Genomic DNA, 16,770 nt, shown 5'->3' on the forward strand with positions numbered 1-16,770 from the left:
GGGCGTGCTCACTTGTGCCGCAGGAAGACCGGCAGGGACGAGACGTCGTTGCCGATGAAGGTCTGCCCGGGCGGCACGTCCTCCGGGTCGACGGCCAGGGCCAGCCGCGGGAACCGGTCGAACAGGGCGGGCAGCGCGATACGGGCCTCCAGCCGGGCCAGGTGCGAGCCCGGGCAGAAGTGGGCGCCGAGACCGAAGGCGATGTGGTCCTTGTCCTCCCGGTCGATGTCGAAGGTCTCCGGGTCGCGGTGCACCCCCGGGTCCCGGCCGTGGGCGCCGTAGCAGATCAGGATGGCGTCCCCGGCGCGTATCACCACGCCCTCGCCGAGATCGATGTCCTCCTTGGCCCAGCGCATCGGCAGGTGCATCACCGGGCAGTGCACGCGCAGCGACTCCTCGACGGCGTCGTCCCAGCGCTCCGGGTCCGCCCGGAGAATGCTCAACTGGTCGGGGCGGGCCAGGAGTTCGCGGATGGTGTGGTCCAGGAGGTTGATGGTGGTCTGGCTGCCGCCGCCGATCATCAGCAGCAGCGTCGACACCAGTTCGTGCTCGTTCAGCGACTCCTCGCCCTCCTCGCGCGCGGCGAGCAGGAAGCTGGTGAGGTCGTCCGCCGGAGCGGTCCGCTTGGTGGTGATCAGCAGGTGCATCGCGGCCACCAGGTCGTTGTACAGCGCGACCGACTCCTCCTCGGACAGGCCGGTCCGGGCGACCTCCCGGAACACCCGCAGCACCTCGGGCCGCTGGTCGTCCGGGATGCCGAAGAGGTCGCAGATCACCTGGGTGGGCACGCTGTAGGAGAACTCCTGGTGCAGATCCACCGGTTCGTCGGCGGGCCGGGTGGCCAGCTGGTCCAGCAGCATGGTGACGTCCGCCTCGATGTGCGAGCGCAGCCGCTCCACGCGGCGCGGGGTGAAGGCCGGGGTGATCAGTTTGCGCAGCCGCGCGTGCTCCCGCCCGTCCGCCGTGGCCATCGAGTCCAGGTCGACCCACGGCGACAGCCACGGCACGGAACCGGGCTGATAAGCCGGCACGGTCTTCTTCAGGTCCCGGGACACACCGGGGTGGGTCAGGAGCATCCGTACGACGTCCCCCCGGGACACCGACCAGGCCGCCACCCCCTCCGGCAGCTGCACGGGGACGGCGGGCCCCAGCGACCGCAGGCGTTCGACCTGCGCGTACATGCACCGGCCGCCCTTGTTGTCGAGCGTCTCGGTGGGAGTTGCGCTGAAGGGAATCACTGACACTGCGTGCCTCCTGACGAGGGCCGGACGCGGCGGCCGGCGCGGGTGTCGGACCGCTCCGGCCGCCTCGTCCGGCGGTGTTCACTGGAAAACGCTGTAGGTATGGGTCTGTTGGTGCCGTTCCGTTGTTCCGGTCGGTTCGCCCCGGGCGCTGCCGGTCAGTCGGAGTCGGCGGCGGGGACCGACGGGGCGGGGCTCGCCTCGGCCGGCCCGGCGTCGGGCACCGCCGAGCCGGTCGGCGGTACGTGACGCAGCGAGAGCGCCGCGGCGACGGCACCCGCCGCCGCGATCACCGCGGCCGTGCCGGCGGCGACGTTGAGCCCGCTGGTGAAGGCGTCCCGCGCCACGACCAGCAACTGGTCCCCGACCTGCCCGGGCAGTTCCCGGGCGGCGGCCACGGCGCCGTCGAGGTTCTCCCGGGCGGCGGAGGCCGCCGGGTCCGACAGGCCGGCGGGCAGCTTGTCGTCGACGCCGGCGCGGTAGACGGCGGTGCCGATGCTGCCGATGACGGCGACGCCCAGCGAGATGCCGAGGTCGTTGACGGTCGACGCCAGGCCGCCGGCCGCGCCCGCCTTCTCCGGCGGCACCGAGCCGACCACGAGGTCCGTGGTCAGCGCCATGGACGGGGAGACCGCCGGGTAGAGCACGATGAAGCCGACGATCACCCACGGCAGTCCGGTGGTGCTGTCGACGAGGGTGAACAGGATGTAGCCGACGACCTGCACGGCCAGTCCCGTGGCGATGACATACCCCGGCCGGACGCGCCGGGCGAGGACCGGGGAGCGCATCGCGACCACGATCAGGACCAGGGCCGCGGGGAGGATCGCGAACCCGGTCTTCAGCGGCGAGAGGGCCTTCACCAGCTGGAGGTACTGGGTGAACATCAGATACACGCCGCCCAGGCCCATGGCCGAGAGGATGAAGACGCCCAGCGCCCCGCTGACCGTCCGGTTCTTGAACAGCCGGACGTCCAGCAGCGGCTCGGCGGAGCGCAGCTGGCGGACCACGAACACGACACCGAAGAGCAGGCCCACCACCACGGCCAGGGCCGGCACCAGCGGTGAGTCGCTGGTGGCGAACGCCTTCACGCCGTAGATCAGCGGCAGCAGCGTCAGCAGCATGAGCAGCGCGCTGAACAGGTCCAGCCGGCCCGCGCTCGGGCCCTGCCGGCCCGGCAGCAGCAGGGGCGCGCCGATCACCACGACCGCCATCACCGGTACGGCGACGAAGAACGTGGCCCGCCACGAGAACGCCTCCAGCAGCAGACCGCTGAGCAGCGGGCCGAGCGCGACACCGGCCGAGATGGCCGCCGCCCAGGTGCCGATGGCGACGCCCCGCTGCTTGGGGTCCTGGAACATCGTGAAGATCAGGCCGAGCGTGGTCGGCATCTGCATGGCCGCCGCCACGCCGAGCAGCGCACGCCAGACGATCATCAGCTCGGGCGAGTCCGTGAAGGCCGCCGCCGCCGAGACCAGCCCGAACAGCAGTGCCCCGGTGATCAGGAGGTTCCGGTGGCCGAAGCGGTCGGCCACCGTGCCCATCAGCACCAGCAGGCTGGCCATCAGGAAGCCGTAGATGTCCAGGATCCACAGTGTCTGCGTGCTGCTGGGCCGCAGATCCGCCGCGAGATAGGGGATGGCCAGGAACAGGATGGTCAGCATCATGAACAGCAGGAGCGCGGGAAGAACCAGCAGGCCCAACGCGGCCCACTGCTTGCCCCCTGCTCGTAACTGCGGACTTCCTGTCGAAGACATCAGCACTCCTCTCCTCGTCGAGACCTGCGGCAGGACCGTGCCGCGCCGTGGCACGGCCACCGGGCACACAGGAATACCCCTACCGGGTATTGCAGTGAAAATACGGATGGGGGGTATGGGTGTCAAGCCGGGTGGAGAGCCCGCGGACGGGGGCGTTCAGCCCGTGCCGAGGCCGCGTGCCAGACAGCTCCAGAACGCGGCCTCCAGCCCGTGCACGGTCCACGCGCAGCGCACGGCGGCCACCGGGTCGTCCCCGCCGGCCAGGCCGTCCGCCAGGGTCGCCGTCGCCTGGTCCAGCAGGGCCTGCGGAGTGTCGGCGAAGTAGCGGAAGTGCTCCAGCGCGCGCTCCTCGAAGCCGTACCGCGCCACCAGGGCGTCGGCCACCCGGGCATAGGTCTCGGTCGACTCCGCCACGTTCGCCAGCAGCGCCAGCGCCGTGTCGCTCGCCGTGCCGAACAGCGCCGCACGCGCCAGATAGGCCGGATAGGCCTGGGCGAGCGGCTGCGGCTCGTAGGCCCGCAGCTCCTGAACCGTGAGGCCGAGCGCCGAGGCGAAGCCCCCGAGCAGGTCCAGGGCCTGGGCCTCGCCCTGGGCCATGGCCAGGAACAGGTCTCCGGCGGGTGCGCCGGGGAAGCGCGACGCGAGCAGCGCGAAGCTGCGGCGGTCGCTGCTCACCAGGTGATACAGCTCCCCGGCGAGCCACTTGAGCCGTTCCCCGGGCATCCGGCCCTGTTCCAGCACCTCCAGGAAACGGTTGGGCTCGGCGTCCTCGGCGATCCGCAGCCGCGCCGCCTCCAGGACGTCCGTCACGGTGTTCACCGGGTCCTCCTCGTGGTTTCGTCGGACGGCCGGGCGGACTTCGCTGTTCCCGCCGGCCGGATGACGCGTCGCAGACCGGGGCCCGTCGCCGGCCCCGGCCGCTGCTCGGCGATCCAGGGCCCGTCGACGGAGACGTCCACCACCCCTTCCTCCAGCCAGGTGTAGCGGCCCTCCAGGACCTGCCCCGTCACCGCGCGGTCCACGGCGTCGGTGTTCTCCCCGAGCCGGGCCAGCGACTCGGCCACCCGCAGCCGTGCCTGACGGCAGAAGGCGTCGGCGAGTTCGGCCGGGGAGCCGTCGGCGCCGCCGAGCGCCCGGGCGTGGACACAGCTCGCGCTCATCGCGTACAGCTCGGCCCCGATGTCGACGATCCGCCCGAGGAACCGCTGCCGCCCGTCGAGTCCCTCTCCCTCCGGCCCGGACTCGGCGGCGACCGCGCTGAGTTCACCAGCGATCCGCCGGCTGGTCCGGGCGACGAACTCCAGGTGGCCGTCCAGGACAGCGTCGTGCCGTCCCGCCGAAGCGTCCGGTCCGGCCGGTATCCCGGCGCGGGCGGTCTGCCGCACGGCTGTCGTGTCTCCGGTACGGGCGGTGTGTCCGGCTGGGGCCGTGTCTCCGGTTCGGGCGGTGTCTTCGGCCGGCGCGGTGTCTCCGGTCCGGACGGTGTCTCCGGTCCGGAAGGTGTCCCCGGCCGGCGCGGTGTCCCTGGCGGGCGCCGCCTTTCCGGCCGCCGCGGCCTTATGGGCTTCCGCTGCTTCCCCGGCCCATGCCGATTCCTCGATCCACGCCGCTTCTACGGCTCGCGTCGTCTTCCCGGCAGCGGCTCTCTTCCCGGCGTGCGTCGTCTCTCCGGCACCTACTGCCTTCCCTGTGGCCGCCGGTTCCACGGCGCCCGCCGGCTCCTCGGCGCCAGGCTTCTTCCCGGCTCGCGCCGTCTCCTGGCCGGGCGCCGTACCCCGCTCACCCGCCGCGGCCCGGTGGGCCTCGATCAAGTCGTGGGCCAGGAATGCCCTGAGGGCCTCGCTGGAGCCGTCGAAGATGCGGCCGACCCGGACGTCACGCAGCAACTGCTCGACCGGGACGCCGCGTTCGCCGCGGGCGACGGCCGACTCGGCCGTCTCGTAGCCGCGGCCGCCCCGCAGCTGCACCAGTTCGTCCGCGATGACCCAGGCCTGTTCCGACGCGAACAGCTTGGCCAGTTCCGCGTCCAGCCGGGTGTCGGTGTCGCCGGCCGCCGCGCGCCGGGCGATGACCTCGACCAGCGCCTCCAGCGCGAAGGCGGTCGCGGCGATGAAGGACACCTTCCCGGCGACCGCGTCGTGCCGGGCGATGGGCCGCCCGAACTGCACCCGGGCCGCGCTCCACTGCCGGGCTATCTTGAGGCTCCACTTGGCCGCGGCGGCGCTCACGGCCGGGAGCGACAGCCGCCCGGTGTCCTGCGCGGCGAGGGCGATCGCGAGCCCCTCGCCCTCCGCCCCGATCCGGTTGCCCGCAGGGACGGTGACCCGGTGCAGCCGGACGCAGCCGTTCTCCAGACCGCGCAGCCCGAGGAAGGAGTTGCGCCGCTCCACCGTCACCCCGGGCGCGTCCGCCTCCACGACGAACGCCGTCATCCCTCCCTCGCCGCGCTCCCCGGCGGGTACGACGGCCATGACCACGAGCAGGTCCGCGATGACCCCGTTGGTGGTCCATGTCTTCACCCCGTCGAGCACATAGCTGTCCGAGGCCGGGTCGTACACGGCCGTGGTGTGCATACGGAACGGGTCGTTGCCGATGTCGGCCTCGGTGAGGGCGAAGGCGGTGATCTCCCGCACGCACCGCGGCAGGAACGCGCGTCTCTGCTCGTCGGTCCCGAACAGCAGCAGCGGCTGGATCAGCCCGATCGCCTGGTGGGCCGCGAGCAGCTCGCTCAGCGCCGGATGCGTCGTACTGGTGAGCATCAGGGCGCGCAGGTAGCAGTGGGTGGACAGGCCCAGCCCGCCGTACCGGCGCGGCAGCCGGATGGCCAGCGCGCCGATGTCCTTCAGCCCCTCGACCACCTCGTCCGGGACACGGTCCGCGCGCTCGATCGCGGCGCTGTCGACCTCCTTCTCGCAGAACTCGCGCAGGCGGGCGAGGAAGCGCTCCTCCGCCGGTACCGGCCGCCGGGGGCCGCCCGCGGGCCCGGTGAGGAGATCCGTGTCCGGCCGGCCGAGGAACAGCCCCGTGGCGAACCCCGGCCGCGGTGCGCCGGCCGGGGTGCCCTGCTCCGGCATCTCCGGCGCCGTCATGCCGCGGAGGCGGGGACGGCCTCGACGACCGACAGCGGTCCGGCCTGCCCCACCCCGACCGACCGTACGGTGAACCCGGTCTCCGCCAGCAGTGCCCGGAACTCCCCTTCGGTACGTTCCCGGCCGCCGGTCGTGACCATCATGTTGACGTCGGTGAAGTACGCGACGGGGGCGGAGGTGTCGGCGGTCTCGGGCAGGACCGTGCCGACGATCAGCAAGGTGGCGGAGGCGGGTATGTGGGCCCGGACCGTGCGCAGGATCGCGCGTGCCTCGTCGTCGCCCCAGTCCTGGAACACGCTCTTGATGATGTACAGGTCGCCGTCGTCCGGCACGGACTGGAAGAAGTCCCCCGAGCGGACCTCGCACCGGTCGGCGAGTCCGGCCTTGCCCAGGGTGGCGGGTGCCTCGGCGACGCCGCTCGGGCTGTCGAAGACGATGCCGCGCAGCCCGGGCCGGGCCTGGAGGATCGCGGTGAGCAGGGTGCCGTCGCCGCCGCCGAGGTCCACCACCGTGCCGGTCGCAGGGAAGTCGTAGCCCGCGGCGAGCTGCGCGGCCGAGAGCCGGGACTCCTCGCTCATCGCCTCGTTGAACAGGGTGCTGGTCTCGCCGTGCCGGGCCAGCCAGTCGTAGATGCCCGTCTCGTGGACGTGGTCGAAGGCGCGCTCGCCGGTGGTGACGGTGTGGCGCAGGTTCTGCCAGGACGTGAAGAAGATGGGGTGGCAGAACATCTTGGCGAACTTGTGCAGCGAGTCCGGGGAGTCGGAGCGCAGCTGGGAGCCGATGCCGGTCAGCGCGAAGCGGCCCGGCTCGGGCTCCTCGGCGATGCCGACGGCGACCAGCATGCGCAGCAGCCGCCGCAGCGAGGGCTCGTGCGTGGCGGTCGCGTCGGCCAGCTCCCGGCTGGTGCGCGAACCGGTGCCGATCAGGTCCGCGAGGCCCAGCTCGGCGGCCACACCGATGCCGTGCGCCGTCATGTAGCCGCCGATCCGCTCGATCAGGGCGGCACGGAGATCCAGTTTGCCGGTGGCGAGGACGTCCTGGGGAGTCGTGCTCATGGTCGTACTCCTTGTCGTGGGTGTCGCTCGAAGAAGGCCGGCCGGTTTCCCGCATCGGTACGGGAGGCCGGCGTGTGGGTGCCGACTGGTCAGGGGCGCCCGCCGGTGAGGCGGTGCCGGACCCAGACGTTCGGTTCGACGTACACGGCGTGGTCGTGGACGGTGTTCACGGTGAGCGGGGTCAGGGCGCCGGGCAGCTCCACCGGGCCGTCGGTGTCCAGGGGAAGGCCCGTCCACTCCCGCCACTGGGCGAGGCTCCCCGAGATCGTCATGGACGCCGGGCACACCCGCAGCACCTCACCGCCCGCCCGCACATGCACCCGCAGCCAGGGGTCCTCGGGCAGTCCGTCGGGCCGGCGCAGCGCCAGGTACTCGGCCAGCGGCAGCCACGGTTGCCGGTGCTTGCCGCTGGGCCGGAGCGGCACCACCACGTCGTGGAAGCCCGTGGCGCGGGCGTGGTCGAGCAGGGCGCGCAGCGTGTACCCGGACAGGTTCCGCGCGAGGCGGTCCGGGACGACGGCGACCTCCAGCGCGCACAGCGCGGTCGGTTCGCGGCCGGCGACGGTGTCGGACAGGCACTGGCGCAACGCCTCGTCCCAGCCGGTGTCGGGCAGCCCGTCCGGATCGCCGTCCCAGGCGAGGGGCACGCCGGCCGCCCGGGCGACGACGTGGTCCTCCTCGTCGAGTACGACGAACTGGTGCCCGGCGTGGCGGCGCAGCGCCCAGTCCACGAGGAGCGGATCGGGGCGGATGTAGGCGGGCCACGACGACTCCATGGTGAGCATCGCCTCTTCGAGGTCGGGCCGCTCGGCGAGGCTGACCGCGCGCAGGCCGGTGCCGGTGGTGCTCATGGCGTCTCTCCCGTCGGTGAGTGCGGGCACGGTGGTCGGCGTGGTCCTCATCCGGCGAGCCGGCGGGCGGGCAGCCGCTCGGTGGGCAGCGGCCGGGCCGGGTGCCGGCCGGCGAGCAGGGTGAGATAGCGCGCCCGGGGGATGGGCCGCGCGCCCAGGAGCCGGACGTGGTCGCCGTCGCGCTGGACGTCGACGGCCAGCCCGCCGGCCGCGGCGAAGCGCCGGGTCAGGTCGGCGACCGCCGTCTTGCCCGCGCCGCTGCGCCGGGTGAACTGGGAGTCGGCGCTGAACACGCGGCCGATCCGGACGCCGAAGGTGCCGCCGATCAGCTCGTCGCCCTCCCACACCTCGACGCTGTGCGCGTGGCCGAGTTCGTGCAGCACGCACAGGCCCCGCAGCAGGTCGTCGGTGAGCCACTGCTCGGTGCGTCCGGCGCGGCACTGGCGGACCACCCGCTCGAAGCACACGTCCGCCGTGGTGGTCCAGTCCGGCGTGGCGCGCAGCTGCCGACGCAGGCTGCGCTGGAGGCGGGCCTGGCCGACGTGGATGACGGGCCGCGGGTCGGGGGAGCACCAGGCGACGGAGAAGGGGTCATCGCGGCCGGGCAGCACCTTCACCACCCCGGCCTCGACATCGGCCTCGTACATCAGCTCGTTGACGATCCGCTGCTCGGCCGTAGCCGCCGGGAACGGGTACAGGCCGCGCCGGTAGGCGGCGAGCAGGGACTGGGGGCCGAGGTCGCCCCCGAAGGCGACGGGCCCGTCCGCCGGGCCGCCGAGGACGTCCAGCGACTCCCATGAACCGACGGCACGCGCCAGCGTACGGATGAACACGTCCACCTCACAGGAAGTCGATGGAGGTCAGGTACCGGATGTAGCGGTCGAGCAGGTCCGCGTCCACGGGCGGGATCTCGATACCGCTGCCGCGCAGCGCGTGGTCGACGTTGTCCCGGGTGAACACGGGGAACGTCGTCTCCAGGTACATCTCGGCCACGCTCATCTCGCCGGTGGAGCAGCGGTCGATGAACAGCGGGGCGAACGGGGTCATGGGGTGGCCGGGCCGCTCGACGGCCATCCTGACGATCCCGTCGACCCACTCCTCCCAGGGGATCTCGCGGATGGTGTGCCCGTGCGCCCGCAGCCGGTCGGCCAGCACGGATACGTTCACCTTCCCGGGATTGGTCAGGTGGTAGATCTCGCCCGCCGGGAGCCTGCTCGACGCGATGTGCAGCAGCGCGGCGGAGTAGCAGTCCACCGGCGTGTAGTCCAGGGGGAGTTCGGCGATGGGCGAGGTCCCGGTGTCCACGATGAACTTCTTCATCGCGCACATCTCGGTGGCCGTGTTCCAGGCACCGGTCACGCGGTCGCCGGAGATGTCGGCGGCCCGGTAGACGGCGACCGGCAGCCCTTGCGCGGCCGCGTTCAGCAGCAGCCCCTCGGCGACCCACTTGCTCTCGACATACCCCACCGACAGCCGCTCCGGGTGGCCGGGCGGAGTCTCCTCGGTGACGTGCCGGACACCGGCGGTGCCGAAGCCGGAGATCACGGCCATGGTGGAGACGTAGTGCACGGGGATGTTCCGGTACCGTGCGGCCATCCGGATGATCTCCCGGGTGCCCTCGACGTTGGCCGGGCGAATATGGGAGTACGGGTAGATGAAGTTGACCAGCCCGCCCGGGTGGTGGATGACGTCGACCGTCCTGGCGAAGTGGTCGAACTCCGCCTCCGTCAGCCCGAGCAGGGGCTGCGCCAGGTCGCCCGGCACGACCGAGATCCGCCCGGACGCCACGTACTCGGCCAGGTCCTCGGCGAGATAGCGCCGCGCGGTGCCCTGGAGGCGCTCGACGGCATGCCGGGCGTCGCGGGCCCGTACCAGGCAGTGCACGGTGGCGCCGGTGCTCCGCAGCAGGTCGCGCAGCAGATAGACGCCCAGGAAGCCGGTGGCCCCGGTGAGGAGGACATGGGCCGGGTCCGCCCAGGCGGTCTCGGTGGGCCGTGCCTGGACCGGCACGCCCACGGCGGTGTCCGCCCGCAGATCGGCCGGGGCCGCGCCGTCCGCGCCGAGCGTGCCGGCCCGGGCCGACTCCACCGCCGTGGCGAAGCCGCGCAGGGTGGCGTCGTCGAGCAGCAGCCGGATCAGGGGGCGCACCTGGGTGATCAGCACGCCGAGCGAGGCCCGCACCTTCGCCATCAGCTCGGCCGCGAGGATGGAATTCCCGCCCAGGTCGAAGAAGTTGTCGCCCGGCTCCACCGACTCCACCCCGAGCACCTGGCACCACAGGCCGGCGACGGCGCGCTCGACCAGGCTCGCCGGGGACGCCCCGGCACCGGCCGCCGCGGGGGCCGCGGGCAGCTCGGAGGGATCGGGCAGCGCGGCGAGGTCGGTCTTGCCGTGCGCGGTCGTCGGCATCGCGTCGAGCTGGACGAACCGGGCCGGGACCATATGGGCGGGCAGATGGCGGGCGGTGAAGGCGCGCAGTTCCCCGGGATCGAGGGCGCCCGGGGCGCGCCGGGCGGTGAAGTAGGCGACGAGCTGGTCCTCCCCCCGGTGGGTGGAGGAGATGACCGCGACGTCGTCGACGAGGTCGTGCGCGGACAAGGTCGCCTCGATCTCGGCCGGTTCGATGCGGAAGCCGCGGATCTTGATCTGCCGGTCGGCCCGCCCCACGATCTCCAGGTTGCCGTCGGCCGTCCAGCCGCCCAGGTCGCCGGTGCGGTACACGGCCCCCGGGCCGTCCGCCCCGCCCGGCAGGGTCACGAACCGCTTCCGGCTCTGCGCCTCGTCCCCGAGGTAGCCCTGGGCGACGCCGGGACCGCCGAGGTAGATCTCGCCGTGCCGCCCGGGCGGGACCGGGGCCAGCCGCTCGTCCAGGACCCGTACGACGGTCCCCGGCAGCGGCTGTCCGACGGGCGCCGGGCCCTGGGCCGGCAGCGCCTCGGGGGTGATCTCCATCGTGCAGGAGGTGATCGTCGTCTCGGTCAGCCCATAGGCGTTGACGAGGCGGGAGCCGGGCATCAGCCGCAGGGCGGTCCGGCAGTCCTCGGCGTGCACCGCGCTGCCGCCCACGATGGTGAGACGCACCGGCAACTCCCCGGGGTCCCGAGCCAGTTCGGCGAGGAAGGCGCGCCAGTACGGCGGGGTCAGGTCCATGACCGTGATGCCGAGCGACCTCAGCCGGCCGGGCAGTTCGCTCGGTGCCCAGGCGTACTCGGGCAGGACGAGGGTCGCGCCGTTGAGCAGGGTGTTGAGGATCTGCTCGATGGAGGTGTCGAAGGAGAGCGCGGCGAACTGCAGCACCCGGTCCCGCGGTGTGACGCCGTACCGCTCGTTGACGTTGTGGCACAGGTAGGCGAGGGAGGCGTGGGACACCCGTACGGCCTTGGGGGAGCCGGTGGAGCCCGAGGTGTAGATGATGTAGGCGATGTCCGCCGGTTCGACGGTGGCGGCCGGAGCGGCGCCGGGGGAGTCCTCGGCGCCTGCGGCCCGCGGGTCCAGGGCCGTCACCGGCAGCCCGGCGAACCGGCCGGCGTGCTCGGGGCGGGTGACGGCGACCGCGCAGCCCGTCTCCTTGACGTAGGCGGCGATCCGGTCGTCGGGCACGTCCGGGTCCACCGGAAGATAGGCGGCCCCCGCCTTGAGCACCGCGAGGAACGACACGACGAGGTCGATCGAGCGCTCCAGGTGGACCAGGACCACCGATCCGCGCCCCACTCCGCGGGCGCGCAGCCGCCGGGCTAACCGGCTCGCGTCCGCGTCGAGTTCGGCGTAGCTGATCCGGTGGCCGTCGTGTTCCACCGCTGTCGCCTCGCCACGAGCCGCCGCCACCGCGGCGAAGCGCTCGTGTGCGTACGGCTTCCCGATGATGTCCATGAGTCCTCTCGTCCAGTGCGGGTGTGAGAACGCTGACCGTCCGCCGACGCGCGTGAGCGCACGGCGGACTCGTGCCTGGGATTGCGCCGGCCCTGGAGGAACGGCGGCAGGCCGGAGTGCCGGTGTGCAGTGAATCCGTTGGCTGTGGGCGGGAATCAGAAGGAAGAAGTCACCGCGCCCGGCACATGGCGGGCGCGCGGGTGCGGCTCGGTGGCCACACGCACGGGGATCAGCCGGCTCGGGGACAGCGGGTGGGCCGGTCGATCGGCCCCGGAGGTGTCGGTGTGCTCCGGCGCCGTCACAGACAGCGGTGTGCGGCCGCGCCCGGTTCGTGCATCGTCGATGTCTCCATCGTTGCCGTCCCCCATCTTCAACCGAACGTCAGTTTCTGTGCCTCGGTACTCGACCTGGCGCCGACTGTGCTCTGTTGCGACCGTGCCGAGGAAACCCTACGGGGGTAGGCGTTGTCAACGGGGGAAGATTTCTTTTCCGGAGAGTGGAACGAGGGGCGGAGAGGCGGCCACACGGGGAAAAGAGAGGAGTGAAGCCGCTCACACCCGCGTCGGCCACAGAAGGACGGGGGCCGCTTATCGAGCGGTAATCCGATGCGTCACCGAGGGCGGGTCGGGCCCTTCTCCGTGCTCAAACACCTTGCTTCCCCTAGGGGGTATGGGTATAAGTGGTGCGGAACGGGACTCCAATCCGCAGGCGGGAGCGGCTTTTGCGCAACTTCTCCTAACCGGCCCGGGCCGGTCGTGTCCCGCTACGATTTCCGAAATGCCGGGACGAGGCCGCCGTCGGTGTCGCCCGGGCATTGGCGTCCCGTTAACCGGCGATTGTCCGCGACATTCCGGGCGTTGGCCGCGATATCCATGGACCGGCCCGTTACTCCCGCACCGCGTCCGCCGTACCGCGTCCGCCTTCCGTTCCCGCCGCCACCGCACCGACGCCGACCACCGGCCCGCCGATGTCCGGCCGCATCTGGAGAACGCCATGAGTCACGCTCCGCCCCGGGACGGGCAGACCGGGGACCGCTGCGCCCGCGGCTCCGCGCCCGCCCGCCCCTTCGACGCGGCACGGGGAGTGGACGGCACCACCCGCCGGCGACCCCGCTCGGCAGCGGAAAGGCCCCCAGGTTCGACGCCTTCGACGCCTTCGACGACCTCGACGTCCGCGCCCTGTCCCGCCGCCCCGCCGCCCCGCCGCCCCGGCGCCAAGTGGAGCCGTGCCGAGCCGGACGTCCTTCCGGCCTGGAGCGCGGAGACGGACTTCCCGCCCGCCCCCGCCGTGCGCGAGGCCCCTGCTGCGGTGCGTGGAGGAGGATCTCGGCTACCCCTCCCGGGGCGGGCGGCCCGCGGAGAACCCGCTGCGGACCGCCTTCGCCGAGCGCATGCGCACACACCACGGCCGGCGGCTCGACCCCGCTCACGTACGGGAGTTCACCGACATCGACCAGAGCCTGCAAGCCGTGCTGAACGTCGCCACGTGACCGGGCGACGGCGTCGTGGTGCACACCTCGGCCTACCCGCCGTTCCTGGAGACCATCGCGGGCATGGGCCGGCGCCCGCACGCGGTGGCCATTCCGCAACGGCCGCAGCTTGGGCGGCCCGCCAGTGCCCGGTCGCCGTAACTCGGCCACCCCGGACGGCGACGCCTGGACGTTCGACACCGACCGACCGGCCGGACCGGGAGCTGTGCGGGGGCGGCTCCCGGGTGCTGCCGCTGGTCGACCCGCACAACCCGACGGGTGGGGTACTCGGCCGCGAGGAACTGCGGGCGCTGGCCCGGCTCGCGCTGCGCCACGACCTGCTGGTGGTCGCCGACGAGGTCCACGCCGGCCTGGTCCACGACCCGTACCGGCACATCCCGTTCGCCTCCCTCGCCGACGAGGTGGCCGACCGGACGGTGACCCTGACCTCGGCCACGAAAGCGTTCAACGTGCCCGGTGTGCGCTGCGCCGTCGCCCATGTCGGCGCGGCCGCGGTGCGCGAGGCGCCTACCCGTCCCACCCATCCGCACGGCGAGCCCAACACCTTCGGGGTCGCCGTCACCCTGGCCGCCCGGCGGCACGGGGAGGACTGGCCGGCGCGGCGGCGGCAGGTCCTGGCCCGCAACGCCGCGCTGGTGCGCGACGGGCTCCCGGCCGGGATGGGCTACCGGATGCCGCAGGCCGCGTTCCTCGCCTGGCTGGACTGCCGCGCACCGGGGCTGGAGCCCGACCCCTACACCTTCTTCCAGGGCGAGGCGAGGGTCCTGCTCAACGACGGCCGCGCCTTCGGACCGGGCGGTGCGGGCTTCGTACGCCTCGACTTCGCCACCTCCCGGGACATCCTGGAGGACATCCCGCGCCGGATCCGGGAGTCCCTGACCTGACACACGCGCGGACGTACGACGGCGGCGGGGCGGACCGTGCCGGACCGCCCCGCCGCCGTGCCGTGGTTCAGGCGGCGGCCCGGAACCGGCGCAGCCGCAGGCTGTTGCTGACGACGAACACCGACGAGAACGCCATCGCGGCACCCGCGATCATGGGGTTGAGCAGTCCCGTCGCGGCGAGCGGCAGGGCGGCGACGTTGTAGGCGAACGCCCAGAACAGATTGCCCTTGATGGTGCCGAGGGTGCGCCGGGCGAGCCGGATGGCGTCCGCCGCGACCCGCAGGTCCCCCCGGACCAGGGTGAGGTCGCCCGCCTCGATGGCCGCGTCCGTGCCGGTGCCCATGGCCAGGCCCAGGTCGGCCTGGGCCAGCGCCGCCGCGTCGTTGACACCGTCCCCGACCATGGCGACGGAGTGTCCCTCGCCCTGGAGGCGCTTGACCACGTCCACCTTGTCCTCGGGCATGACCTCCGCTATCACCTGGTCGATGCCCGCCTCGGCGGCCACGGACCGGGCGACGGTCTCGTTGTCCCCGGTGAGCAGGATCGGGGTCAGCCCGAGCGCCCGCAGCCGCCGGATCGCCTCGGGGCTGGTCTCCTTGATGGCGTCGGCGACCTCCAGGACGGCGCGGGGCTCACCGTCCCAGGCCACCGTGATGACCGTACGGCCCGCGGCCTCGGCGTCGGCCCCGGCCCGCGCCAGGCCGGCGGGCAGCTCCATGGACCGCTCGGCGAGCAGCTTCTGCCGGCCGACGAGGACGCGGTGCCCGTCCACGACGCCCTCCACACCGAGCCCCGGCAGGTTCCGGAAGTCCCGCGGGGCCGGCAGTGTGCCGACCCGGTCGGCGGCACCGGCGGCGACGGCCTGGGCGATGGGGTGTTCGGAGGCGTGCTCCAGCGCGCCCGCCAGCCGCAGCACCTCGCGCTCGTCCACGCCCTCGGCCGGGTGCACGGCCAGCAGGCTCATCCGGCCGGTGGTCACGGTGCCGGTCTTGTCCAGCACGATGGTGTCGACCTTCCGGGTGGTCTCCAGGACCTCCGGTCCCTTGATGAGGATGCCGAGCTGGGCACCGCGGCCGGTGCCGACCAGCAGGGCCGTCGGGGTGGCCAGGCCCAGGGCGCAGGGGCAGGCGATGATGAGCACCGCCACGGCCGCGGTGAAGGCGGCCGTGGCGCCGGCGCCGTTGCCGAGCCAGAAGCCGAGGGTGGCCACGGCCAGCCCGATCACGATGGGCACGAAGACGGCCGAGATCCGGTCCGCGAGCCGCTGCGCGGCGGCCTTGCCGTTCTGCGCGTCCTCCACCATCTGGGCCATCCGGGCCAGTTGGGTGTCGGAGCCGACCCGGGTGGCCTGGACGACGAGCCGGCCGCCGGCGTTCAGGGTCGCGCCGGTGACGGCGTCGCCCTCGCCGACCTCCACGGGCACGGACTCGCCGGTCAGCATGGAGGCGTCGACCGCCGAACTGCCCTCGACCACGGTGCCGTCGGTCGCGATCTTCTCGCCCGGCCGGACGATGAACCGGTCGCCCACGGCCAGGTCCTCGATCCGGATCCGCTCCTCGCGGCCCCCGCGCAGTACGGTGACCTCCTTGGCGCCCAGCTCCATCAGGGCCCGCAGGGCGGCGCCGGCCATGCGCTTGGAGCGTGCCTCGAAGTACCGGCCCGCCAGGAGGAAGGCCGTCACCCCGGCCGCGGTCTCCAGATAGAGGTTCCCGCCGCCGTCCGAGGGGGAGATGGTCAGCTCGAAGCCGTGGGTCATCCCCGGGGTGCCGGCCGAACCGAAGAACAGCGCCCACAGGGACCACAGGAACGCGGCGGCGGTGCCGACCGAGATCAGGGTGTCCATGGTGACGGCGCCGTGCCGCAGGTTGGTGAAGGCCGCGCGGTGGAAGGGCCAGGCGGCGTAGGTGACCACCGGCGCGGTCAGGGTGAGGGAGAGCCACTGCCAGTAGTCGAACTGCCAGGCGGGCACCATGGCCAGGACGATGACCGGCACGGCCAGTGCCACGGCGGTGATCAGACGCTCGCGCAGCGAGCGCAGTTCGTCGTCCGCCCGGCCGCCGGTCTCGCCCGCCTCGCCGCCCTCCGGGGCGATGGGCGCGGGCGGCGCCGCGGTGTAGCCGACGGCCTCGACGGTGGCGATCAGATCCGCCACCTGGAGGGCGGGGGAGTAGGTGATCTTGGCCTTCTCGGTGGCGTAGTTGACGGTGGCCTCGACTCCCTCCATGCGGTTGAGCTTCTTCTCGATCCGGGCGGCACACGAGGCGCACGTCATCCCGCCGATGGTCAGCTCGACTTGGGCCAGGTCTGGGGTGGTTGTTGCCATCATGCTCCTCGGCAGGGGACTGCGGAGCCGGCGGACCAGGTGGCGGCCCGCGGCCGGTTGCATACCCCTACGGGGTATCGGTGAAGCTATGTATACCCTCGCGCCCCTCACAGAAGCAAGGCGCGGAAAGATCATTGGCTGTATACAGCCGGGGGGTATGCCCGCCAGGGGTTCCGCCCGCGCGCCGACGTCCGGTCAAGGCGCCCCTGGGCTG

11 protein-coding genes are annotated in these 16,770 nt (G+C 72.9%); 2 read left to right on the top strand and 9 right to left on the bottom strand.

What is annotated here, in order from left to right:
* Positions 1–8 precede the first annotated feature (8 nt).
* The 8 genes from HB370_RS36920 to HB370_RS36955 all read right to left on the bottom strand — a co-directional run bounded on the left by HB370_RS36920 (position 9) and on the right by HB370_RS36955 (position 11,860).
* Complete coding sequence (locus HB370_RS36920; RefSeq protein WP_051815961.1) at positions 9–1,244, bottom strand: cytochrome P450; 1,236 nt, start codon at positions 1,242–1,244, stop codon at positions 9–11.
* Positions 1,245–1,399: 155 nt separating this feature from the next.
* Entirely contained in the window at positions 1,400–2,995 is a 1,596-nt protein-coding gene (locus HB370_RS36925) for an MFS transporter (protein ID WP_030787066.1), read from the bottom strand.
* A 156-nt stretch (positions 2,996–3,151) separates the two neighbouring features.
* Positions 3,152–3,814, bottom strand: coding sequence for a hypothetical protein (locus HB370_RS36930; protein WP_051815960.1), 663 nt, complete (start codon positions 3,812–3,814; stop codon positions 3,152–3,154).
* Complete coding sequence (locus HB370_RS42205) at positions 3,811–6,084, bottom strand: acyl-CoA dehydrogenase family protein (protein ID WP_078637637.1); 2,274 nt, start codon at positions 6,082–6,084, stop codon at positions 3,811–3,813. The genes HB370_RS36930 and HB370_RS42205 overlap by 4 nt, the downstream gene beginning before the upstream one ends.
* Positions 6,081–7,139, bottom strand: coding sequence for a methyltransferase (locus HB370_RS36940; RefSeq protein ID WP_051815956.1), 1,059 nt, complete (start codon positions 7,137–7,139; stop codon positions 6,081–6,083). Before HB370_RS36940 ends, HB370_RS42205 begins: the two co-directional genes overlap by 4 nt.
* A gap of 89 nt (positions 7,140–7,228) precedes the next feature.
* Positions 7,229–7,990 carry a hypothetical protein gene (locus HB370_RS36945; RefSeq protein ID WP_030787057.1) on the bottom strand — a complete coding sequence of 254 codons (762 nt, stop codon included), beginning with the start codon at positions 7,988–7,990 and terminating at the stop codon, positions 7,229–7,231.
* Positions 7,991–8,037: 47 nt separating this feature from the next.
* Complete coding sequence (locus HB370_RS36950) at positions 8,038–8,823, bottom strand: leucyl/phenylalanyl-tRNA--protein transferase (protein ID WP_244405768.1); 786 nt, start codon at positions 8,821–8,823, stop codon at positions 8,038–8,040.
* 7 nt (positions 8,824–8,830) lie between these two features.
* Positions 8,831–11,860, bottom strand: a complete 3,030-nt coding sequence (locus HB370_RS36955) for an amino acid adenylation domain-containing protein (RefSeq protein WP_078637636.1) — start codon at positions 11,858–11,860, stop codon at positions 8,831–8,833.
* A 1,312-nt stretch (positions 11,861–13,172) separates the two neighbouring features.
* Here HB370_RS36955 and HB370_RS42210 point away from each other — a divergent pair.
* Positions 13,173–13,349 (top strand): hypothetical protein, encoded by a 177-nt coding sequence (locus HB370_RS42210; RefSeq protein WP_244405770.1) that lies wholly within the window; start codon positions 13,173–13,175, stop codon positions 13,347–13,349.
* 224 nt (positions 13,350–13,573) lie between these two features.
* The gene (locus tag HB370_RS42215; protein ID WP_244405772.1) at positions 13,574–14,233 is read left to right on the top strand and encodes an aminotransferase class I/II-fold pyridoxal phosphate-dependent enzyme; all 660 of its coding nucleotides are present in this window, start codon (positions 13,574–13,576) and stop codon (positions 14,231–14,233) included.
* Between the two features lie 67 nt (positions 14,234–14,300).
* On the opposite strand, the gene HB370_RS36965 is transcribed toward HB370_RS42215, so the two are convergent.
* Positions 14,301–16,556 carry a heavy metal translocating P-type ATPase gene (locus HB370_RS36965; RefSeq protein WP_030787048.1) on the bottom strand — a complete coding sequence of 752 codons (2,256 nt, stop codon included), beginning with the start codon at positions 16,554–16,556 and terminating at the stop codon, positions 14,301–14,303.
* Between the last annotated feature and the right edge of the window lie 214 nt (positions 16,557–16,770).

The organism is Streptomyces sp. DSM 40868 (genome assembly GCF_011820545.1).
Classification (GTDB): domain Bacteria; phylum Actinomycetota; class Actinomycetes; order Streptomycetales; family Streptomycetaceae; genus Streptomyces; species Streptomyces eurythermus.

Bases quoted from the DNA above. Each gene is read 5' to 3' on its own strand.
- HB370_RS36940 (WP_051815956.1), bottom strand. From the start codon at position 7,139: ATGAGCACGACTCCCCAGGACGTCCTCGCCACCGGCAAACTGGATCTC.
- HB370_RS36925 (WP_030787066.1), bottom strand. From the start codon at position 2,995: ATGTCTTCGACAGGAAGTCCGCAGTTACGAGCAGGGGGCAAGCAGTGG.
- HB370_RS36955 (WP_078637636.1), bottom strand. From the start codon at position 11,860: ATGGACATCATCGGGAAGCCGTACGCACACGAGCGCTTCGCCGCGGTG.
- HB370_RS36965 (WP_030787048.1), bottom strand. From the start codon at position 16,556: ATGGCAACAACCACCCCAGACCTGGCCCAAGTCGAGCTGACCATCGGC.
- HB370_RS36945 (WP_030787057.1), bottom strand. From the start codon at position 7,990: ATGAGCACCACCGGCACCGGCCTGCGCGCGGTCAGCCTCGCCGAGCGG.
- HB370_RS42205 (WP_078637637.1), bottom strand. From the start codon at position 6,084: ATGACGGCGCCGGAGATGCCGGAGCAGGGCACCCCGGCCGGCGCACCG.